General features: G+C 73.1%; 14 protein-coding genes. 6 read left to right on the forward strand and 8 right to left on the reverse strand.

Features of this window, described 5'->3' with window-relative positions:
• Positions 1-106: 106 nt before the first annotated feature.
• The 6 genes from ACFV9J_RS39640 to ACFV9J_RS39665 all read right to left on the reverse strand — a co-directional run bounded on the left by ACFV9J_RS39640 (position 107) and on the right by ACFV9J_RS39665 (position 6,105).
• On the reverse strand, positions 107-469 hold the full coding sequence (locus ACFV9J_RS39640; RefSeq protein WP_115744787.1) for a hypothetical protein: 363 nt from the start codon (positions 467-469) through the stop codon (positions 107-109).
• A gap of 189 nt (positions 470-658) precedes the next feature.
• Positions 659-1,891, reverse strand: a complete 1,233-nt coding sequence (locus ACFV9J_RS39645; RefSeq protein ID WP_385362960.1) for an MFS transporter — start codon at positions 1,889-1,891, stop codon at positions 659-661.
• 6 nt (positions 1,892-1,897) lie between these two features.
• Positions 1,898-2,467, reverse strand: coding sequence for a GNAT family N-acetyltransferase (locus ACFV9J_RS39650; protein WP_385362962.1), 570 nt, complete (start codon positions 2,465-2,467; stop codon positions 1,898-1,900).
• The gene (locus tag ACFV9J_RS39655; protein WP_385362965.1) at positions 2,460-3,668 is read right to left on the reverse strand and encodes a type III PLP-dependent enzyme; all 1,209 of its coding nucleotides are present in this window, start codon (positions 3,666-3,668) and stop codon (positions 2,460-2,462) included. The genes ACFV9J_RS39650 and ACFV9J_RS39655 overlap by 8 nt, the downstream gene beginning before the upstream one ends.
• Positions 3,665-4,993, reverse strand: a complete 1,329-nt coding sequence (locus ACFV9J_RS39660) for a DUF6271 family protein (RefSeq protein WP_385362968.1) — start codon at positions 4,991-4,993, stop codon at positions 3,665-3,667. Before ACFV9J_RS39660 ends, ACFV9J_RS39655 begins: the two co-directional genes overlap by 4 nt.
• The gene (locus ACFV9J_RS39665; RefSeq protein WP_385362998.1) at positions 4,975-6,105 is read right to left on the reverse strand and encodes a phytanoyl-CoA dioxygenase family protein; all 1,131 of its coding nucleotides are present in this window, start codon (positions 6,103-6,105) and stop codon (positions 4,975-4,977) included. Before ACFV9J_RS39665 ends, ACFV9J_RS39660 begins: the two co-directional genes overlap by 19 nt.
• A 367-nt stretch (positions 6,106-6,472) precedes the next feature.
• On the opposite strand from ACFV9J_RS39665, the gene ACFV9J_RS39670 reads away from it, so the two are divergent.
• Entirely contained in the window at positions 6,473-7,993 is a 1,521-nt protein-coding gene (locus ACFV9J_RS39670; protein WP_385362970.1) for a glycoside hydrolase family 3 protein, read from the forward strand.
• 28 nt (positions 7,994-8,021) lie between these two features.
• Here ACFV9J_RS39670 and hemE read toward each other — a convergent pair whose 3' ends face one another.
• Positions 8,022-9,089 (reverse strand): uroporphyrinogen decarboxylase, encoded by a 1,068-nt coding sequence (hemE, locus tag ACFV9J_RS39675; protein WP_385362972.1) that lies wholly within the window; start codon positions 9,087-9,089, stop codon positions 8,022-8,024.
• 151 nt (positions 9,090-9,240) lie between these two features.
• Between hemE and ACFV9J_RS39680 the strand changes: the two genes are divergently transcribed.
• The 5 genes from ACFV9J_RS39680 to ACFV9J_RS39700 all read left to right on the forward strand — a co-directional run bounded on the left by ACFV9J_RS39680 (position 9,241) and on the right by ACFV9J_RS39700 (position 15,993).
• Complete coding sequence (locus tag ACFV9J_RS39680) at positions 9,241-9,975, forward strand: DUF3000 domain-containing protein (protein ID WP_385362974.1); 735 nt, start codon at positions 9,241-9,243, stop codon at positions 9,973-9,975.
• Positions 9,976-10,268: 293 nt separating this feature from the next.
• On the forward strand, positions 10,269-10,931 hold the full coding sequence (locus tag ACFV9J_RS39685) for a response regulator transcription factor (protein WP_003972894.1): 663 nt from the start codon (positions 10,269-10,271) through the stop codon (positions 10,929-10,931).
• A 229-nt stretch (positions 10,932-11,160) separates the two neighbouring features.
• Complete coding sequence (locus ACFV9J_RS39690) at positions 11,161-12,447, forward strand: HRDC domain-containing protein (protein WP_385362976.1); 1,287 nt, start codon at positions 11,161-11,163, stop codon at positions 12,445-12,447.
• A 202-nt stretch (positions 12,448-12,649) separates the two neighbouring features.
• The gene (locus ACFV9J_RS39695) at positions 12,650-13,867 is read left to right on the forward strand and encodes a thiolase family protein (RefSeq protein ID WP_385362977.1); all 1,218 of its coding nucleotides are present in this window, start codon (positions 12,650-12,652) and stop codon (positions 13,865-13,867) included.
• Complete coding sequence (locus ACFV9J_RS39700) at positions 13,864-15,993, forward strand: 3-hydroxyacyl-CoA dehydrogenase NAD-binding domain-containing protein (protein ID WP_385362980.1); 2,130 nt, start codon at positions 13,864-13,866, stop codon at positions 15,991-15,993. The genes ACFV9J_RS39695 and ACFV9J_RS39700 overlap by 4 nt, the downstream gene beginning before the upstream one ends.
• A gap of 95 nt (positions 15,994-16,088) precedes the next feature.
• Here the strand turns inward: ACFV9J_RS39700 and ACFV9J_RS39705 are convergent, their stop codons facing one another.
• Positions 16,089-18,086 carry a glycosyltransferase gene (locus ACFV9J_RS39705; protein WP_385362982.1) on the reverse strand — a complete coding sequence of 666 codons (1,998 nt, stop codon included), beginning with the start codon at positions 18,084-18,086 and terminating at the stop codon, positions 16,089-16,091.
• Positions 18,087-18,096 lie beyond the last annotated feature (10 nt).

Here is an 18,096-nt window from a genome sequence, read left to right on the forward strand (position 1 = left end):
CCGCGTACTGGCCGTACTCGGGTCTGGGGCCGGTGCGGCGAGAGGGCGTGCATGGCGTCGCGCGGCAGACGGGAATTGTCAGACAGGCCCTAGGGGCGCCCGCCGGTCAGGCCGTGCCGTTGATCCGGTCGATGGCCTGCCGTGCCTGCTCGGCCGGGGGCCGCGCCGGCAGGGAGGACACGGACGCCGGGGCGCCCATCGACGCCGGGGCGGTCGCCGGTACCGGGGTGCGCACCGCGGGTGGCTGCTCACCGGCCGGCTTGGCGTGGGACGCGCCGCGCGCGGAGCGCAGCCGGTGGCTCACCGCCTCGTCCAGCGTCACCGGCCGCTGCATCTGCGCCGCCAGCCGCCCCGCCTCCTGACCGAGGCGGGCGACGTCCTCCCAGGGGAGGCGGAGGACGAGGGCGACCTCGGCCTCGCCGTCGGGCAGGGCGTGCATCGCCGGAGCCGGTGTGACCCGTTCGTTCATCGCCTGTTCCTCACGTCGTCCCCGCGTCCCGCCTTCCCCGGGCCGCGGGCGGTTGAGAGGGCATACGTACACGCGGACGGGGGCGTTCAACGGGGCGGACCGGTTCACCGCCGGCCGGGCGGGCAGTACCGTCTCGCGGTCATCCGCCTGGCCGCTGCGGCGGGGTGGGGAACGGCGGGCGGGGTGTGCTCAGGCAGGGGTCGCCTCGCTCTGCGCGACGGAGGCCGGTTCGGTCCAGCTGATCCGGGTGCTGCACAGCGCGACGGCGCCCGCCGAGGCGGCCACGGCGCCCATGCCCCACGCCAGGTTGCTCGCTCCGGCGATGAAGCCGATGAGCGGCGGGCCGGCCAGCAGCCCCGTGGTGCCCATGGCGGCGACCAGGGTCAGCGCGTCCGAGCCCTGCCGGGCGGCGGCGGCGTAGACGCAGGGGGTCACGGCCGCGATGCCCAGGCCCATGCAGGCGAAGCCCGCGAGCGCCGGGGCGACGCCGCCGCTGACCAGGGCGACGGCGAGACCGGCGGCGGCCACGGCGCTGCCCAGCAGGACGACCCGTCCGTCGCCCCAGCGGCCGCGCCAGCCGTCGGCGAAGAGGCGGGCGACGACCATCATCCCGGACACCACGGCGATGCCGAGCGGGGCGAGTTCCGCCGAGGCCTCGGCGACGTCCTTCAGGTAGAGGGCGGACCAGTCGTTCATGGCGCCCTCGGCGACCGTGCCGAAGACCATGGCGCAGCACATCCACAGGGTCAGGCGCGAGGGGACGGTCCAGCGGCGGCGCCCCGGCTTCGGGCCGGCGTCGGCCGGGGCGTCGGCCGTGGCCCCGTCGTCGGCCGGGTCCGGCCGGTCGGCCGGGGCGTCCTCGTCGAGCAGTCCGGTGCGCGCCGTCACGCCCAGCGCGGCGAGGAGGACGACGGCGACACCGAAGTGCGCCGCGACCGATCCGGTGGCGGCGGTCATGCCGGAGGCGAGCAGGGCCGCGAGCAGGGAGCCGGCGCTGAAGACGGCGTGCAGCTTCGCCATGGTGTTGCGTTCGTGCCGTGTCTCCAGGGCCGCGCCCTGCGCGTTCATGGCCACGTTCAGGCAGCCGACGAGGACGCCGTCGGCGCACATCACCAGCAGGGCCACCGGGTAGTTGGGCGCCGCCGCCAGGGCGAGCAGCAGCAGGGCCAGGCCCAGCTGGGACAGCAGGGCCAGCCGCCGCGAGCCCATCCGGCGCATCAGCCAGGCCACCGCCGGGAAGGACACCGCCGCCCCGACCCCCGCGGCCATCAGGAGCACCCCCACCTCGGCCGCGCTCAGGTCGAGGTCGGCCTTGATGGCGGGGATCCGCGCGGCCCAGGTGGCGTACTGGAAGCCGAGGGACAGGAACAGCGCGGCGATGGCCAGTTGGCCGCGCCGGAAGGGGTCGTGGAGACGGGTCACGCGCAATCAGCTCACTTCGCGCAGGGTGGGGTCGGGCGGGGAGAGGGGCGGGCGGCCCCGGGTCCGCCGGGCGGCCGCCACCGGCTTGGACATGTAGACGGCGTCGCCGCCGTACTCGCCGGCCGGCACCACCCCCGGCTCGGCCACGAAGCCGCGCGCCGACCAGAACGGCTCGGTGCCGCCCACGGCGACCAGGGAGATCCGCTCGTCCCCGCGCGTCCGGGCGGTGGCGGTGAGGTGGTGCAGGAGGTGCCGTCCGAGGCCCCTGCGGCGCAGCCCGGGGGCGACGACGATGTCGTGCAGGTGGAGGTTCCCGGGCTCGGACGCGCCCCGGGCCGCCTCCGTCCGCGTCAGGTCCGGGTAGCGGTGCGGCGGATAGGGCAGCGCGAGCACGTAGCCCGCGGTACGGGCGCCGACGTCCACCACGAAGCAGGTGTCCGGCGACGCCGCCGCCCTGGACTGGAGCGCGGCCCGGCCCTCCGAGAGGCCGAGGCCGGTGTAGGCGTCCCGCTCCAGCGTCACGACCGCGTCCCAGTCCCCGTCGGCGAGGGGGCGTACGCGCACGGTCTCAGTCATCGGCGCCGGTCCCCTCCGGGCGGCCCGCGAAGGCGTACGGGAGCGGGTCGAAGCCGTTGAAGCCCCGGGTCGTGTAGCTGGTCGCGTAGGCGCCGCAGGACAGCACCCAGACCGGGTCGCCCGAGACCAGCGCCTCGGGCACCGGGACCAGCCCCTCCTCGTGGGAGTAGGCGTCGTCGCTGTCGCAGGTGGGTCCGGCGACCACGGCCGGGACGTACGGGCCGTCGGGGTGGCCCGGGAAGACCAGTCGGTACTGCAGGGCGTCCATCTCGTACAGGCCGTTGAACTTGCCGCAGCTCAGGTAGAGCCAGTGCTGCCGCCGGCCGTCGGCCGACCGGCGCTCGGTGAGGCGGGCGACGTGGGCGCGGATCGCGCCGTGGTCGGCGACGAGGTGCCGCCCGGGTTCGACGACGAAGTCCAGGTGGCCGCCGTGGATCCGGCGCAGCTCGTCCATGCCCTCCCGGATCACCGCGAAGATCTTGTCCAGCGGTGGGTCCAGGGGGGCGCCGTGCCGGTCGCGGTAGCCGAGCGCGGGCAGGCCGCCGCCGAGGTTGACGTGGTCGACGCGGATGCCGCGCCGGCCGAGTGCGCGCAGCACGTCGCCCAGGTCGTCGACGGCGCCGTGCCAGGCCTCGCTCGTCATCTGCTGGGACCCGACGTGCACGGACAGGCCGGCCGGCACCAGCCCGGCGTCCCGGGCCGCCACCAGCACCCGGACGGCGTCGCCGGGCGGGCAGCCGAACTTGTTGCTCAGTCCCCACAGCGCGCCCGCCCCGCCGGTCGCCACCCGGCAGAACACGCGGGCGCCGGGCGCGTGGGCGGCGAGGGCTGCGACGTCCTGGAGGCTGTCGGTGGCGAAGGTGCGTACGCCGAGCCGGTGGGCCTCGGCGATGTTCCGGTCGGACTTGACGGTGTTGCCGTAGTGCACGCGGCCGGCCGGCACCCCGGCCCGCAGCGCCTGCTCGACCTCGCCGGGGCTTGCCGCGTCGGCACCGGCGCCCCGGCCGGCCAGGGCGGCGAGGACCTCGTCGACCGGGCAGGCCTTCATCGCGAACCGCACGTGCACGCCCGGCAGTTCGTCCCGCAGTGTGTCGTGGCGCCGCTCGATGCCGGCCAGGTCGTACACGAGCAGGTCCTCGGTGGCGGCGGCGAGGGCTGCGGCCAGGGGTTCGCCGAGGTCCGCGGCCGTCGGGGCGCTCACCGCGGCTCCCCCTCGGGCAGGCGGACCGGGGTGGTCCTCGCCGCGGCCACCATGGACTCCCAGGCCTCCGTCAGCAGCGCGAAGTCGGCCATGTCGCCGCGTGCCTCGTCCAGGAGGCGGGCGCGGCGGCCGGCCAGCAGGTCGGCGAAGTCGGCGTATCTGCCGCCGAGTCGGCGGTAGGCGGCGTCCAGGGCGTCGAGCCTGCGGACGTTCTCCGCGGTGTCGAGGCCGGTGCTCTCGCGGGCCAGGGCGGCGACGGTGTCGGGGCGGACCCGGCCGTGCTCGTCCAGCAGGGCGTCGCCCGCCTCGGCCATGCGGTCGTAGACGTGGTGGAAGTAGAGCATCGACAGCAGGAACTTGGCGAAGCGGGTCTGGTAGGCGAGGAAGCCGGGTCCCGTCCGGCGTTCGCCGGTGTAGTAGTTGACGATGTTCCGGTTGTGCAGCACGCCCGGCAGCCGCGCGTCGTGCACGAGGTGGATGAGGAAGTAGTCGCTGCCGATGGTGTCCCGGGCGGGCGGCAGCGGCACGCGTTCGCTGACCGTCGGGCCGTAAAAGGCGATGTTGCACATGTCCACGCGCATCGGGTCGACCACCGTCAGCAGCGAGTGGTCCGCCGTGAAGGGTTCGGTGCCCGCGCCGGTGAAGGACTCCTCGACCAGGGCGCGCTTCTGCTCGGCGGACCAGTCCTCGGGGGCCCAGAGGGAGACGACGTCGTGGTAGACGGCGGGGTCGGCGTCCCGTACCTGCGCGATGTCGACGGACAGTTCGCCCACGAAGGAGCTGCCGACCATGGCGACCCGCCGCTGGAGGAGGTCGTCCGTCAGGGCGACCGGCTCGGTGACGCCGGACACGGCGTCGGCGGCGCGCTCGCCGAGGGAGAGCAGTTCGTGGTGGACGGGGAAGACGGTACGGCCGTCCACGCTCTGGTAGCGGCTGTCGGAGTCCCTGCGGTGGACGGAGTCGCAGCCGAGCGCGGCCGCGATCAGGAAGGCGCGGTTGGTGCAGGCGCCGTAGGACAGCCCGTCGGGGAGCATCAGGTCCAGGAGCAGTTCGGGCTTGGCGCTCCCGGAGCGTGCCGCCACCCGGGTCAGGAAGTCGCGCTGGGCGGCCTCGTCGAGGTGGTGCGCCGTGATCCGGGGGTGGGCCGGCAGGCGCCGTAACGCGGCGGCGTGGGCGGCGCGTTCCTCGGGCGGGCAGGAGTCGAGGACGAGCAGGTGGACATCGATGTCGAAGTGATCGGCGGCGTAGGCGGCTTCCTCGCCCAGGGCCGCGACGGTGTCCGGGCAGTGCCGGTTGGTGGGCAGGGTCAGGCAGATGCCGCGCATGCGCCGTCCCCGGTGGCCTCGTTCCGGTCGCTGTTCCGGACGTTGTTCCGGTCGTTGTTCCGGTCGCTGTTCTCGTCGCTGCCCTCGGTGCCGGCGTCCGCGTGCCAGGACTTCAGGCCGAGCAGCCTGGCGCCGAGGTCGGTCAGTTCGGCGGGGCCGTAGCGCTCGGACTCGTGCCGGTGGGCGTCGCCGAGGAGGGTGGCGTTCCAGTCGGGGGTGGCGAGGGTGCGCCAGGAATCGACGCGGGAGTCGCGCAGGGTGCGGTGGGATTCGAGCGCGGGCATCATCGACAGGTACTGCACCGAGCGCACGCCCTCGCCGGAGACGTTCGGGGCGACGCCGTGGGCCAGCAGGCCGTTCCAGATGAGCAGGTCGCCGGCCTCCAGGTCGGGCCGTACGACGGGCATGTCCTCGCGGTCGATCGCGGGCCTGATCGGGTCGCGCCCGTCGGGCTGGAGGGCCTTCCAGCGGTCGAAGCGGCGGAACAGCTCGGGGCAGCACTGGAAGCCGCCGTGGTCGGGCTTGGTGTCGTTGAGCGCGATGATGCCCTGGACGCGCTGGGGCAGGACGCCGAGCGTGGTGTCCACGTCCCAGTGCAGGTCGATGTCGAAGCCGCGGTCCGGCTTGTCGATCAGGGCGCGGTCGCGGTTGCCCGTGTTGGGCGGGTTGAGGTTGAGCCGGTCCAGGGTGACCCACAGCTCCTCGCAGTCCCACACGTCGACGAAGGCGTCGTAGACGCGCTGCGCCTGGCGGCTGTCCCAGATGAGCTGGTGGTGGTACGCCTCGACGAAGCCGTAGATGTGCAGCTCCCGGTCGAGGTCGGAGCGGTACTCGCGGTCCTCGTACCAGGTGTCGGGGCGGTCGGGGTCCAGCCCCTGGAACTCCCAGGCGAAGTCGAGCAGTCGGCGCGCGGAGTCGGCGGGTATCGCCTCCTTCACCACGACGTAGCCGTACGTCTGCCAGTGGGCGAAGTCCTCCTCGGACAGCACTCGCAGCGGACGTGTCTTGTCGAGGTCGCGCAGCTGGGTGCGGGCCAGGTAGGTGTCGGCGTCCGCGCTGAAGTAGGGCAGGTCCGACGGGGCTCGGTGGAGGTAGGAATCGGGCGTCGCCATGTGGTGCTCCAGATCCTCGCCGTCGCCCCGTGCGGGCAACGGCGGTGTGTACGACGGTGGTCGGGCCGTCGCACATGAGGTCGGTGGTGGCAGCGGGCCCGCTCACGGCACGGGGCGGGAGCGGAGCGAGGTCCGGGGTGGTCGTCACGGAAGTCGTCGTACGTCCGGCGCGGAAGCTGGTGTCACATCCGTCCCCCGCCGAACTTGCGCCTCACAATGGACTAGACCAAGGGAAGGTGTCAACACCCCTTGCCACTAGGCAAGTTGTTACTTACGAGTTCACCGAAGGGCGCTCTTGACACGTCTGGTTAACCTGAACGCGCACACTCTTGGTCTATACCAAGAAACCACCCGAAAGGCGCGGCCGGTGTCCTCCAGCAAGCACAGCAGCGAGTTGCGTCGGCTCGCGCTTTCCGTTCTGCAGCCGGGTTTCGTGGGCACCGAGGCCCCCGACTGGATCCTGCGCGACATCGGCGACGGACTGGCCTCCGTCGTGCTCTTCTCCCGCAACATCGTCTCCACCGAGCAGGTCGCCGGCCTGACCGCCCAACTGCGTGCCGAGAACCCCGACCTGATCGTCGCGATCGACGAGGAGGCGGGCGACGTCACCCGCATCGAGTCCGCCACCGGGTCGTCCCGGCCGGGCAACTTCGCCCTCGGCACCGTCGACGACCCGGCGCTGACCGAGGCGGTCGCCGCCGACCTCGGCCGGCAGCTGCGCGCCGCCGGGGTGAGCCTCGACTACGCGCCGAGCGCGGACGTCAACTCCAACCCGGACAACCCGATCATCGGCGTGCGCTCCTTCGGCTCGGACCCCGAGGTGGTCTCCCGGCACACCACCGCGTGGATCCGCGGCCTCCAGTCGTCCGGCGTCGCCGCCTGTGCCAAGCACTTCCCCGGCCACGGGGACGTCGCCGTCGACTCCCACCACGACCTGCCCGCCTACCCGGCCGGCCGGGACGAGATCGCCGCCCAGGCGCTGCCCCCGTTCCGGGCCGCCGTCGCGGCCGGGGTGCGCGCGGTCATGAGCGGCCACCTGCTGGTGCCCGCCTACGACCCGGACCTGCCGGCCACGCTGAGCCGGCGGATCCTGCACGGCCTGCTCCGCGAGGAGCTGGGCTTCGACGGCCTGGTCGTCAGCGACGCCATCGAGATGGGCGCCGTCACCCGCCGCTACGGCATCGACGGCGCCACGGTCAAGGCCGTCGGCGCCGGGGTGGACGCCATCTGCGTGGGCGGCGAGAGCGCCGAGGAGGCGACCGTCGCGCTCCTGGTCAAGGCGCTGACCGCCGCGGTGACGGGCGGGGAGCTGCCCGAGGAGCGGCTGGCCGAGGCGGCGGGCCGGGTACGGGAGTTCGCCCGCTGGTCGGCCGGGCTGCGGGCGTCCGGCGTCGCCGGGGAGGCCGCCGGGGACGGCATCGGCCACGTCGCCGCCCGCCGGGCCGTGCGGCTCACCGGCGCCGCGCGGGCCGCCCTGCCGCTGAGGGCCGCGCCGCACGTGGTCGAGCTGGCCCCGGTGACCAACATGGCCATCGGCAAGGAGACCCCGTGGGGCGTGGCCGAACCGCTGCGGGAGCGCCTGCCGGGTACGACCTCCGTGCGGGTGCGCGGGCAGGAACTGGAGGAGGGGACGGTGGCGTTGGAGAGCTGCGCCCTCGAACCGGCCGTGGGGCGCCCCCTGGTGATCGTCGCCCGCGACGCCGCCCGGCACGCGTGGATGAGCCGCGCCGTGACCGGCCTGACCGCCGCCCGCCCGGACGCGATCGTGGTGGAGATGGGCCTGCCGGGCGCCGGCACCGCCGCGGCGGCCCAGATCTTCACCCACGGCGCGAGCGCGGCCTCGGGTGTTGCCGCGGCGGAGGCCCTGACGGACGCGTCGGCGCGCTGAGCCGGGACCCCTCCCCGGGCGGGTGCCCTCAGCGGGCGGTCTGCGTGTGGACGTACTCCACGAGGCGGGTCAGCGCGTCCGGGTCGGTGTTCGGCAGGACGCCGTGGCCGAGGTTGAAGACGTGGCCCTCCAGGCCCGCCGCCGCGTCCAGGACCTCGCGGGTCTTGGTCTCGACCGCCTCCCGCCCGGCGAAGAGGACGGCCGGGTCCAGGTTGCCCTGGAGCGCCTTGCCCGGGCCGACGCGGCGGGCCGCCTCGTCCAGCGGGACGCGCCAGTCGACGCCGACGACGTCCGCACCGGCCTCGCCGAGCAGGCCCAGCAGCTCGCCGGTGCCGACGCCGAAGTGGACGCGCGGCACGCCGTACCCGGAGACGGCCTCGAAGACCTTGCGGGAGGCGGGCAGCACCGAACGGCGGTAGTCCGCGGGGGACAGCGCGCCGACCCAGGAGTCGAAGAGCTGGACGGCGCTCGCGCCCGCCTCGATCTGCACCTTCAGGAAGGCGGCCGTGATGCCGGCGAGCCGGTCCAGGAGGTCGGCCCACAGCTGCGGGTCGCCGTACATGAGGGCCTTGGTGTGCTCGTGGTTGCGGGACGGGCCGCCCTCGACGAGGTAGCTGGCGAGGGTGAACGGCGCGCCCGCGAAGCCGATCAGCGGGGTGGCGCCCAGCTCGCGGGTGAGCAGGCCGAAGGCCTCCGTGACGTAGGTGACGTCCCCGGGGGTGAGGTCGCGCAGCTGTGCCAGGTCCGCGCGGGTGCGGATCGGGTTCGCGATGACGGGGCCGACGCCTGGCTTGATGTCGAGGTCGATACCGATGGCCTTGAGCGGGACCACGATGTCGCTGTAGTAGACCGCCGCGTCCACCCCGTGCCGGCGCACCGGCTGGAGGGTGATCTCGGCGACCAGCTCCGGCCGGGTGCAGGACTCGAGCATCGGGATGCCCTCGCGCACCTTCAGGTACTCCGGCAGTGAGCGCCCGGCCTGCCGCATGAACCAGACCGGGGTGTGCGGAACCGGCTCACGCCTGCACGCCTTGAGGAACGCGGAGTCGTACGTGGCGGTCGGCTGCTGGCCCGCGGGGCTCTGGTTGGCACTCACACCGGCAAGTCTCGCATGCCCCCGGAACGGCACCGGACCACGGGTGGGGCGCCTCCCGCGCGCCCCCGCGGGGCCGCGTGATCCGGACATCGCGTCCGCACGCGGGTGTCCCTCCCTGCGCCGGGCCGCCGTTCCGCTTAATGTTCCCCGCATGGCTGCGGCTCAGGGACGACTGTCGGACGGCGCTGGCGAAATGGACGAGGCGAAGGGGACCGAGGAAGAGGCCCGGCACAAGGGGAGTCACAACGGAAGCAACGGAAGCGGCGGAAGCGGCGGGGGCACCGGGAGTGCCGGGAGTGCCGCGCCGCCGGCCTTCGCGGCCGCCGTGGAGGCGCTGCGGGCCGCGCGGCTGCGGCCGCAGATCGAGGTGGAGGCGACCCCCGCTCCGAAGCGGCTCGCCCCGCACGCCTACGCCCTCGAGGCCGCGGTCGTGGACGGGGACGAGGACCTGGCGGACGGGCGGCTGGTCCTGCTGCACGACCCGGCCGGGCACGACGCCTGGCACGGGACCTTCCGGCTGGTGACGCTGGTGCGGGCGGAGCTGGAACCGGAGATGGCGGCGGATCCGCTGCTGCCGGAGGTGTGCTGGTCCTGGCTGACCGGCGCGCTCCAGGCCCGCGGGCTGACGTACGGGGAGCCCAGCGGCACGGTCACGCGTGCGAGTTCCCACTATTTCGGAGGGCTCTCGGCGCGCCCGTCCGCCTCGCAGATCGAGATCCGGGCGTCCTGGACGCCGCGCGAGGGTCTCGGCGGCGTCCCGGACACCGCGGCGCACCTCTCCTCGTGGTGCGATCTGCTGGCCCAGGTCGCGGGTCTGCCGCCGGCGGCGCCGGGCGACGCCTCGGTCGTGACGCTGCCGCAGCGGCGCGGCCCGCAGTCGCGCTGACCCTTCACCAGCCGTCGTTCATCGTTCTGGGCAGGGGGTCCGCACGTCCGGAGGAGGTTCCGTCACTTTGTCGACACGGCCACTTTCGGCCTCGTATCGACAAAGTACGGAACCGTTCGATCTTCGAATGATCGACAGCGTGTCCGAATTGCTCGGATTGTTACTCACCAGATCGTGATCATTCTCTAAAGGCGGACGCGTTCGGTGCCGAAGACGACTGTGACCTTGAAAGCACGGTTCGTCCCGGCTTAAACCCCATGAGCCGGCTCCGTCCCCGCACCCCAGGAGGCCTGGTGTCCGTTCTCCTCGAGCAGCCTGCAAGCCTGGTCGCCTACCGCCCGAACAAGCCGACCGCCATGGTGGTCGTGGCCGACCCGCGCGTCCGTTCCACCGTCACCCGCCACCTGTGGGCGCTCGGTGTGCGCGACGTCATCGAGGCCTCGTCCGTCGCGGAGGCTCGTCCCCGCATCGGCAACCCCCGCGACATCTGCGTCGCGGACGTCCACCTCCCCGACGGCTCGGGCCTGACCCTGCTGTCGGAGACCCGCGCCGCGGGCTGGCCCAACGGGCTCGCCCTGTCCGCCGCCGACGACATCGGCGCCGTGCGCAACGCCCTCGCCGGCGGCGTCAAGGGCTACGTCGTCACCGGCACCCGCACCAACGTCGGGCTCCCCACCCGGCCGGGCGCCGCCCCCATCGGCGCCGCCGCCGCCCGGCTGCACCGCCGCCCCCCGGGCGCCCCGAGCCACCCGGGCGGCTACCGCGAGCTCTCCGGCCGCGAGGTGGAGGTGCTGCGGCTGGTCGCGGAGGGCCAGTCGAACAAGGCGATCGGCGTCTCGATGGGCCTGTCCGCCCTGACCGTCAAGAGCCACCTGGCCCGCATCGCCCGCAAGCTCGGCACGGGTGACCGCGCCGGGATGGTCGCGGTGGCCCTGCGCACGGGGATCATCCACTGACCGCTCCGAGCCCCGAGCCACGAGCCCCGATCGCCGATCCCTACTCCCCGTTCCCCGCCGCTCTTCGTTCCCCACTCCCGCTTTCGCTCCCGCTCGCCACTTCCCACTCCCCCGACAACGCCCCCGTGAAGCCGGTCTTTCACTGACCTGACTGGTTTACGACCCCCCGGAGCCCGCCGACGGAACGTTCCGTCGGCGGGCTCCGTCGATCCACCGATACCCTTGACAGGTGACCGACGCCCACGAAACCGCAGCAGACCGTCCACTGCGAACCACCGGAGGCGCCCCTCCGGACGACGCCGGATCTTCTGTGAGTCAGGCGCCGATCCCCTTGCTGGAACCACGCGAGGGCATTCCGCCGGTGATCGCCGACGCGGACGCCCTCGCCGAAGTGACCGCCGCCTTCGCCGCCGGGAGCGGCCCCGTCGCCGTCGACGCCGAGCGCGCCTCCGGCTACCGCTACGGCCAGCGCGCGTACCTGGTGCAGCTGCGCCGTGCGGGCGCGGGGTCCGCGCTGATCGATCCGGTGGCCTGTCCCGATCTCTCCGGCCTCGGTGCGGCGATCGCCGACGCGGAGTGGGTGCTGCACGCGGCCACCCAGGACCTGCCGTGCCTGCGGGAAATAGGGATGGTGCCCACCCGCGTCTTCGACACCGAGCTGGCCGGGCGGCTCGCCGGCTTCCCGCGCGTCGGCCTCGGCGCGATGGTGGAGAACGTCCTGGGCTTCGTCCTGGAGAAGGGCCACTCCGCCGTCGACTGGTCGACGCGCCCGCTGCCCGAGCCCTGGCTGCGCTACGCCGCGCTCGACGTCGAGCTGCTGGTCGACCTGCGGGACGCCCTGGAGAAGGAGCTGGACCGCCAGGGCAAGCTGGAGTGGGCCCGGCAGGAGTTCGACGCGATCGCCTCCGCCCCGCCGGCCGAGCCGCGCAAGGACCCGTGGCGCCGTACGTCCGGCATGCACAAGGTGCGCCGGCGCCGCCAGCTCGCCGTGGTGCGGGAGCTGTGGCAGGCCCGGGACCGGATCGCGCAGCGCCGGGACGTCTCCCCCGGCAAGGTGCTCGGGGACGCGGCCATCGTCGAGGCCGCCCTCGCGCTGCCGCCCAACGCGCACGCGCTGGCCGCGCTGAACGGGTTCGGCAGGGTGAACCGCCGGCAGCTGGAGCAGTGGCAGCTGTCGGTCGACCGGGCCAGGGCGCTGTCCGAGTCGCAGTTGCCACAGCCCGGCCAGCCGGTGACCGGCCCCCCGCCGCCGCGGGCCTGGGCCGACAAGGACCCGGCCGCCGCGGCCCGGCTGACCGCGGCACGGGCGGCGGTGACGGCGCTGGCCGAGCGGCTGAGCATGCCCCAGGAGAACCTGATCACGCCCGACACGGTGCGCCGGGTCTGCTGGGAACCGCCCGCGACCGCCGACGCCGAGTCCGTGGGCGCGGCCCTCGCCGGACACGGGGCCCGGCCCTGGCAGGTGGAGCAGGTGACACCGGTCCTGGTGGCGGCGCTGAGCCGGGAGGCGGCGTAGCAGGAGCGGCGGATTCCGGCCAAGGTCGCGGTGCGGTACCTCCTCCGGTGGTGTGACGGGGAGTGCGCCGCGGGTGTGACCTTCGCCGCTCCCGCCGGGGGGACTGGGCAGCTACGTTACTCATAAGTAGCATGGGGCTGAGCGCGCGCTCAGTGCATGCGTGCCGCAGCAGTGCCATCCCGCACCCTGGAGGAGAGCCATCGTGCCTCGTACCGTCAGGGACGTCGTCTTCGTCGACGGCGTCCGCACCCCGTTCGGCAAGGCGGGCCCGAAGGGCGTCTACCACGAGACCCGCGCCGACGACCTGGTCGTGAAGGCGATCCGGGAGCTGCTGCGCCGCAACCCCGGTCTCGACCCCAAGAAGATCGACGAGGTCGCCGTCGCCGCGACCACGCAGATCGGCGACCAGGGCCTGACCATCGGCCGCACCGCCGGCATCCTGGCGGGCCTGCCCACCTCGGTCCCGGGCTACTCCATCGACCGCATGTGCGCGGGCGCCCTGACCGCCGTCACCTCGGTGGCCGGCTCGGTCGCCTTCGGCGCGTACGACGTCGCGATCGCGGGCGGCGTCGAGCACATGGGCCGCCACCCGATGGGCGAGGGCGTGGACCCGAACCCGCGGTTCGTCAGCGAGAAGCTGGTCGACGAGTCCGCCCTGTTCATGGGCATGACCGCGGAGAACCTGCACGACCGCTACCCGTCGATCACCAAGCAGCGCGCCGACGAGTACGCGGTGCGCTCGCAGGAGAAGGCAGCCAAGGCCTACGCCAACGGCCAGATCCAGGCCGACCTGGTGCCGGTCTCGGTGCGCCGCACCAACGAAGAGGCGGGCGAGACGGGCTGGGGCCTGGTCACGGCGGACGAGCCGATGCGCCCCGGCACCACCCTGGAGAACCTGGCGGGCCTGAAGACGCCGTTCCGCGTGCACGGCCGGGTCACCGCGGGCAACGCGGCCGGTCTGAACGACGGCGCGACCGCCTCCCTCATCGCGAGCGAGGACTTCGCCCGCGAGAACAACCTCCCCGTGAAGATGCGCCTGGTCGCGTACTCCTTCGCGGGCGTGGAGCCGGAGGTCATGGGCTACGGCCCGATCCCGGCCACCGAGAAGGCCCTCGCCCAGGCGGGTCTGTCCATCTCGGACATCGGCCTGTTCGAGATCAACGAGGCCTTCGCCGTCCAGGTCCTCGCGTTCCTGGAGCACTACGGCATCGCCGACGACGACACGCGCGTCAACCAGTACGGCGGCGCCATCGCCTTCGGTCACCCGCTGGCCTCCTCCGGCGTCCGGCTGATGACGCAGCTGGCCCGCCAGTTCGAGGAGCAGCCGCACGTCCGCTACGGCCTGACCACCATGTGCGTCGGCTTCGGCATGGGCGCGACGGTCATCTGGGAGAACCCGCACTTCGAGGGGGACAAGTGAGCACCACCGCAGAGCTGCTGAAGGGTGCGGCCGAGCTGTTCCCCGGCGAGGTCGTCACGAGCGCCCACGTGCGCCACTTCGACCTCCCCCTGGGCGCGGGCCGCTTCGCCCTCGTCACCCTGGACAACGGCCACGACCACACCAAGCCGACCACGCTCGGCCCGCAGTCGCTGGCGAACATCGACGCCGCCCTCGACCAGGTCGAGAAGGAGGCCGCGGACGGCGACATCGTCGGCGTCGGCGTCACCGGCAAGCCGTTCATCTTCGCGGTCGGCGCCGACCTCAAGGGCGTCGAGCTGCTGACGGAGCACAAGGACGCGCTGGCCATCGGCAAGGGCGGCCACGACGTCCTCAAGCGCCTGGCGAACCTCGCGGTGCCGTCGTTCGCGTACTACAACGGCGCCTCCATGGGCGGCGGCGTGGAGATCGGCCTGCACTGCACCTACCGCACGGTGTCGGCGGCCCTCCCGGCCTTCTCCCTCCCCGAGGTCTTCCTCGGCCTGGTCCCCGGCTGGGGCGGCTGCACGCTGCTGCCGAACCTGATCGGCGCCGACAAGGCCGTCTCGGTGATCATCGAGAACAGCCTCAACCAGAACAAGCAGCTCAAGGGGGCGCAGGTCCACGAACTCGGCATCGCGGACGCGATCTTCGAGGGCGCGGACTTCCTGGAGCAGTCGCTGCTGTGGACGGCGTCCGTCCTCAAGGGCGAGATCACCGTCGAGCGTCCGCTGATCGACCGCGGCGAGGCCTGGGACCAGGCGGTCGCCAAGGGCCGCTTCATCGCCGACGGCAAGGTGCACGGCGCCGCCCCGGCCGCCTACCGCGCCCTGGACATCATCGCCGCCGCCAAGAACGGCGACCTCCAGCAGGGCTACGACGCCGAGGACCAGGCCCTCGCCGACCTCATCATGGGCGGCGAACTGCGCTCCGGCATCTACGCCTTCAACCTGGTCCAGAAGCGCGGCAAGCGCCCCGCGGGTGCCCCGGACAAGTCGCTGGCCCGCCCGGTCACCAAGGTGGGCGTCGTCGGCGCCGGCCTGATGGCCAGCCAGCTCGCCCTGCTCTTCCTGCGCCGCCTGGAGGTCCCGGTCGTCCTCACGGACATCGACCAGGAGCGCGTCGACAAGGGCGTGGGCTACGTCCACGCCGAAATCGACAAGCTGCTCGGCAAGGGCCGCGTCAACCAGGACAAGGCCAACCGCCTCAAGGCCCTGGTCACCGGTGTCCTGGACAAGGCCGAGGGCTTCGCGGACGCGGACTTCGTCATCGAGGCCGTGTTCGAGGAGATGGGCGTCAAGCAGAAGGTCTTCGCCGAGGTCGAGGCGGTGGCCCCCGCGCACGCGATCCTGGCCACGAACACCTCCTCCCTCTCCGTCTCGGAGATGGCCTCGAAGCTGAAGCACCCCGAGCGGGTCGTCGGCTTCCACTTCTTCAACCCGGTCGCGATCCTCCCCCTGCTGGAGATCGTCCGCGGCGAGCAGACCGACGAGGCCTCGCTGGCCACGGCGTTCGGCGTCGCCAAGAAGCTGAAGAAGACCGCGGTCCTGGTCAAGGACGCCCCGGCGTTCGTGGTGAACCGCATCCTGACCCGCTTCATGGGCGAGATCCAGAACGTCATCGACGAGGGCACGCCGGTCGCGGTGGCGGAGAAGGCGGTGGAGCCCCTCGGCCTGCCGATGTCCCCGCTGGTCCTCCTCGAACTGGTCGGCCCGGCCATCGGCCTGCACGTCTCCGAGACCCTCAACCGGGCCTTCCCGGAGCGCTTCACGGTCTCCCCGAACCTGAAGGCGGTCGTCGAGGCGGGCAAGCGCGGCTTCTACGTCTACGACAGCGGCAAGCCGGAGCTGGACCCGGAGGTCGCCGCGCTGTTGAAGCAGGGGGACACCGTCCTCACCGAGGAGCAGGTCCGCGACCGCGTCCTGGACGCGGTGGCCCAGGAGATCGGCCTGATGCTCGACGAGGGCGTCGTCGCCGAGGCCCAGGACATCGACCTCTGCCTGATCACCGGCGCCGGCTGGCCCTTCCACCTGGGCGGCATCACGCCGTACCTGGACCGCGAGGGCGTCTCGGAGCGGGTGAACGGGAAGCGGTTCCTGGAGGCGGGGGTGGCGAGCATTCCGGCTTAGGTACCACCACGCTGAACGCGGTGAGGGCCGTACGGGATCGTTCCCGTACGGCCCTCACCGGTTCGGCCTCCCGCACGAGCGGTCGTCCTTCACCGTCAGTCCTTGTCCGGGCTGACGGTGAAGGACAGCTCGTTGCCGGGTGTGAAGAAGACCCTTCCGCGCGCCGGGCCCTGTGTGGGGTGGTGCCAGCGCTGTGTGGGATAGACGTCGATCCGCTTGCGCTCCAGGATGTCGTCGAAGAAGCGCGCCAGCCGGATGCGGGGTTGACCGGGTTCACGCTCCAACCACAGGTCCCAGTCGTCGTGGCCGCCCGACGAGGCGGCGACCACCCCGGCGAACGGCAGGTGCGCCTCGAAGGTGCCGCCGTGTCCCACGGACACCGAACCCGACACGGTGGACGCCGCACCCCCCTTGCGGGGCACGGCCGTCAGACGGGTCCCGGAGAGGTCGGTGCCCGCCGGGACGACCAGCCCGCCGCACACGAGCCAGCCGTCTTGCGCCACCAGCACGGTGTGCACCTCGGCGTGCTCCTCGCGATGACGCACGAAGACCGACAGATGGCCGTCCGCGGTGCGGTAGGGCACGGGCCAGTAGGCGGGGCCTTCCGCCGCTATCCGGCGGATCAGCAGACCACCGGTGTGGACGCCCTCCACCGCGAGCGGCAGGCGCCGGCCGTCCGACAGCTCCAAGTCGACGTCGTAGCGGCCCTCGGCGAGGGCCGGTGGATCGGCGGGGACCGCGTACACCGACCACAACGTGCCCGTCGCCTCATCCACCGACGTCCCGAGAGCGGGCAGTCTGAACAGCGTCTCGCCCCTGCGCGGGGTGACGCACAGCACGGGCGGCTCGGTGCCGGACCCCAGCACGGCCCGAACCTCGATGGCGCCGTCGCCACGTACCAGTACCTCCGCCGGGACACCTCCCGGGACGACGGACGGGACCGCGGCGGTGCCCTCCTTCGGCACCGAGGCCGCCACGTCGCGCAGGAACGCGTCGTAGCGAGAGGCGATGCGCTCGGCACTGTAGAGCGGGGCCGTGGCGTACGCCCCCTGGGACAGGGTCTCCCGCACCGCCGGCTGTTCGATCAGGTAGCGCATCGCCTGGGCCATGGCGTCCGCGTCGTCGGTGGGCACCAGAATGCCGTTGCTGCCCGGGACGACGATCTCGCCGGGGCCGAAGGGCGCGTCGGCCGCGAGCACCGGGAGCCCCTGGTGCATGGCCTCCACCAGGGTCAGGCCGAAGGACTCGCGGCGGGCCGCGCTCACCGCGAACGCGGCCTTGTCCCACTCGGCCGTCAGGTCGGGCAGCGCGCCCATGAGGCGGACGGCGTCGCTGAGGCCGTGCGCGTGCACGAGGTCCTGCAGCCGTGCGCGCTCGGGTCCACGGCCGAAAATGCGCAGGCGCCACTGCGGGTGGTGGGGGACGACCTGGGCGAACGCGTTGATCAGTGTGTCGAAGCCCTTGCGCGGCACGAGCTGCCCCGCGGCGGCGATCAGCGGCAGGCCACGCACCGGGGCGTGCCGGGCGGGCGGCGGCACGATGTTGCCGATGGCGGCGAGTGGGGGTGCCTGGTTGCCCAGCTGTCGCTGGTAGTTGTCAGAGTCGGCCTGAGTGAGGCAGACGACGCCGTCCATCTCGCGGTAGAGCTCCAGGGTGCGCTCGCGCAGCTCCTGAGAGGGCACCATCGAGCCCTCGTGGTCGATGACCACGCGCCCGTAGCCCTGCCGTCCGTGGGCTGTGAAGTACGCGGCGAGCGTCGGCCGGGCGGCGATCACGACATCGGCACCGCAACTGCCGAGGTGACCGAGGATCAGATCGTCGATTTCCTGGGTGTACTGGTCGGCCCAGCTGTCCTCGCGCGGCATGATCCGAGACGGTTTGCCTCCCTTGGCCTGCGCCACTCCCTGCCGCCGGTCGGCCAGGTGGCGCAGGGTCACCCCGCTGGACGGCGGGAAGGACGGCCGGTCCGCGGTACGGAAGACCGATACGACCTCCACCTCGTGATGGTCCGCCAGGGCGGAGGCCAGACTGCTGGTCGCCCGCGGCACCCCGCCGAAGTTGTCGATGGTATGAAGCAGGAAGGAGATCCGCACGAGTGTCCTT

Origin of the sequence: Streptomyces sp. NPDC059906, assembly GCF_042730645.1 — a bacterium.
Taxonomy (GTDB): domain Bacteria; phylum Actinomycetota; class Actinomycetes; order Streptomycetales; family Streptomycetaceae; genus Streptomyces; species Streptomyces rubrogriseus.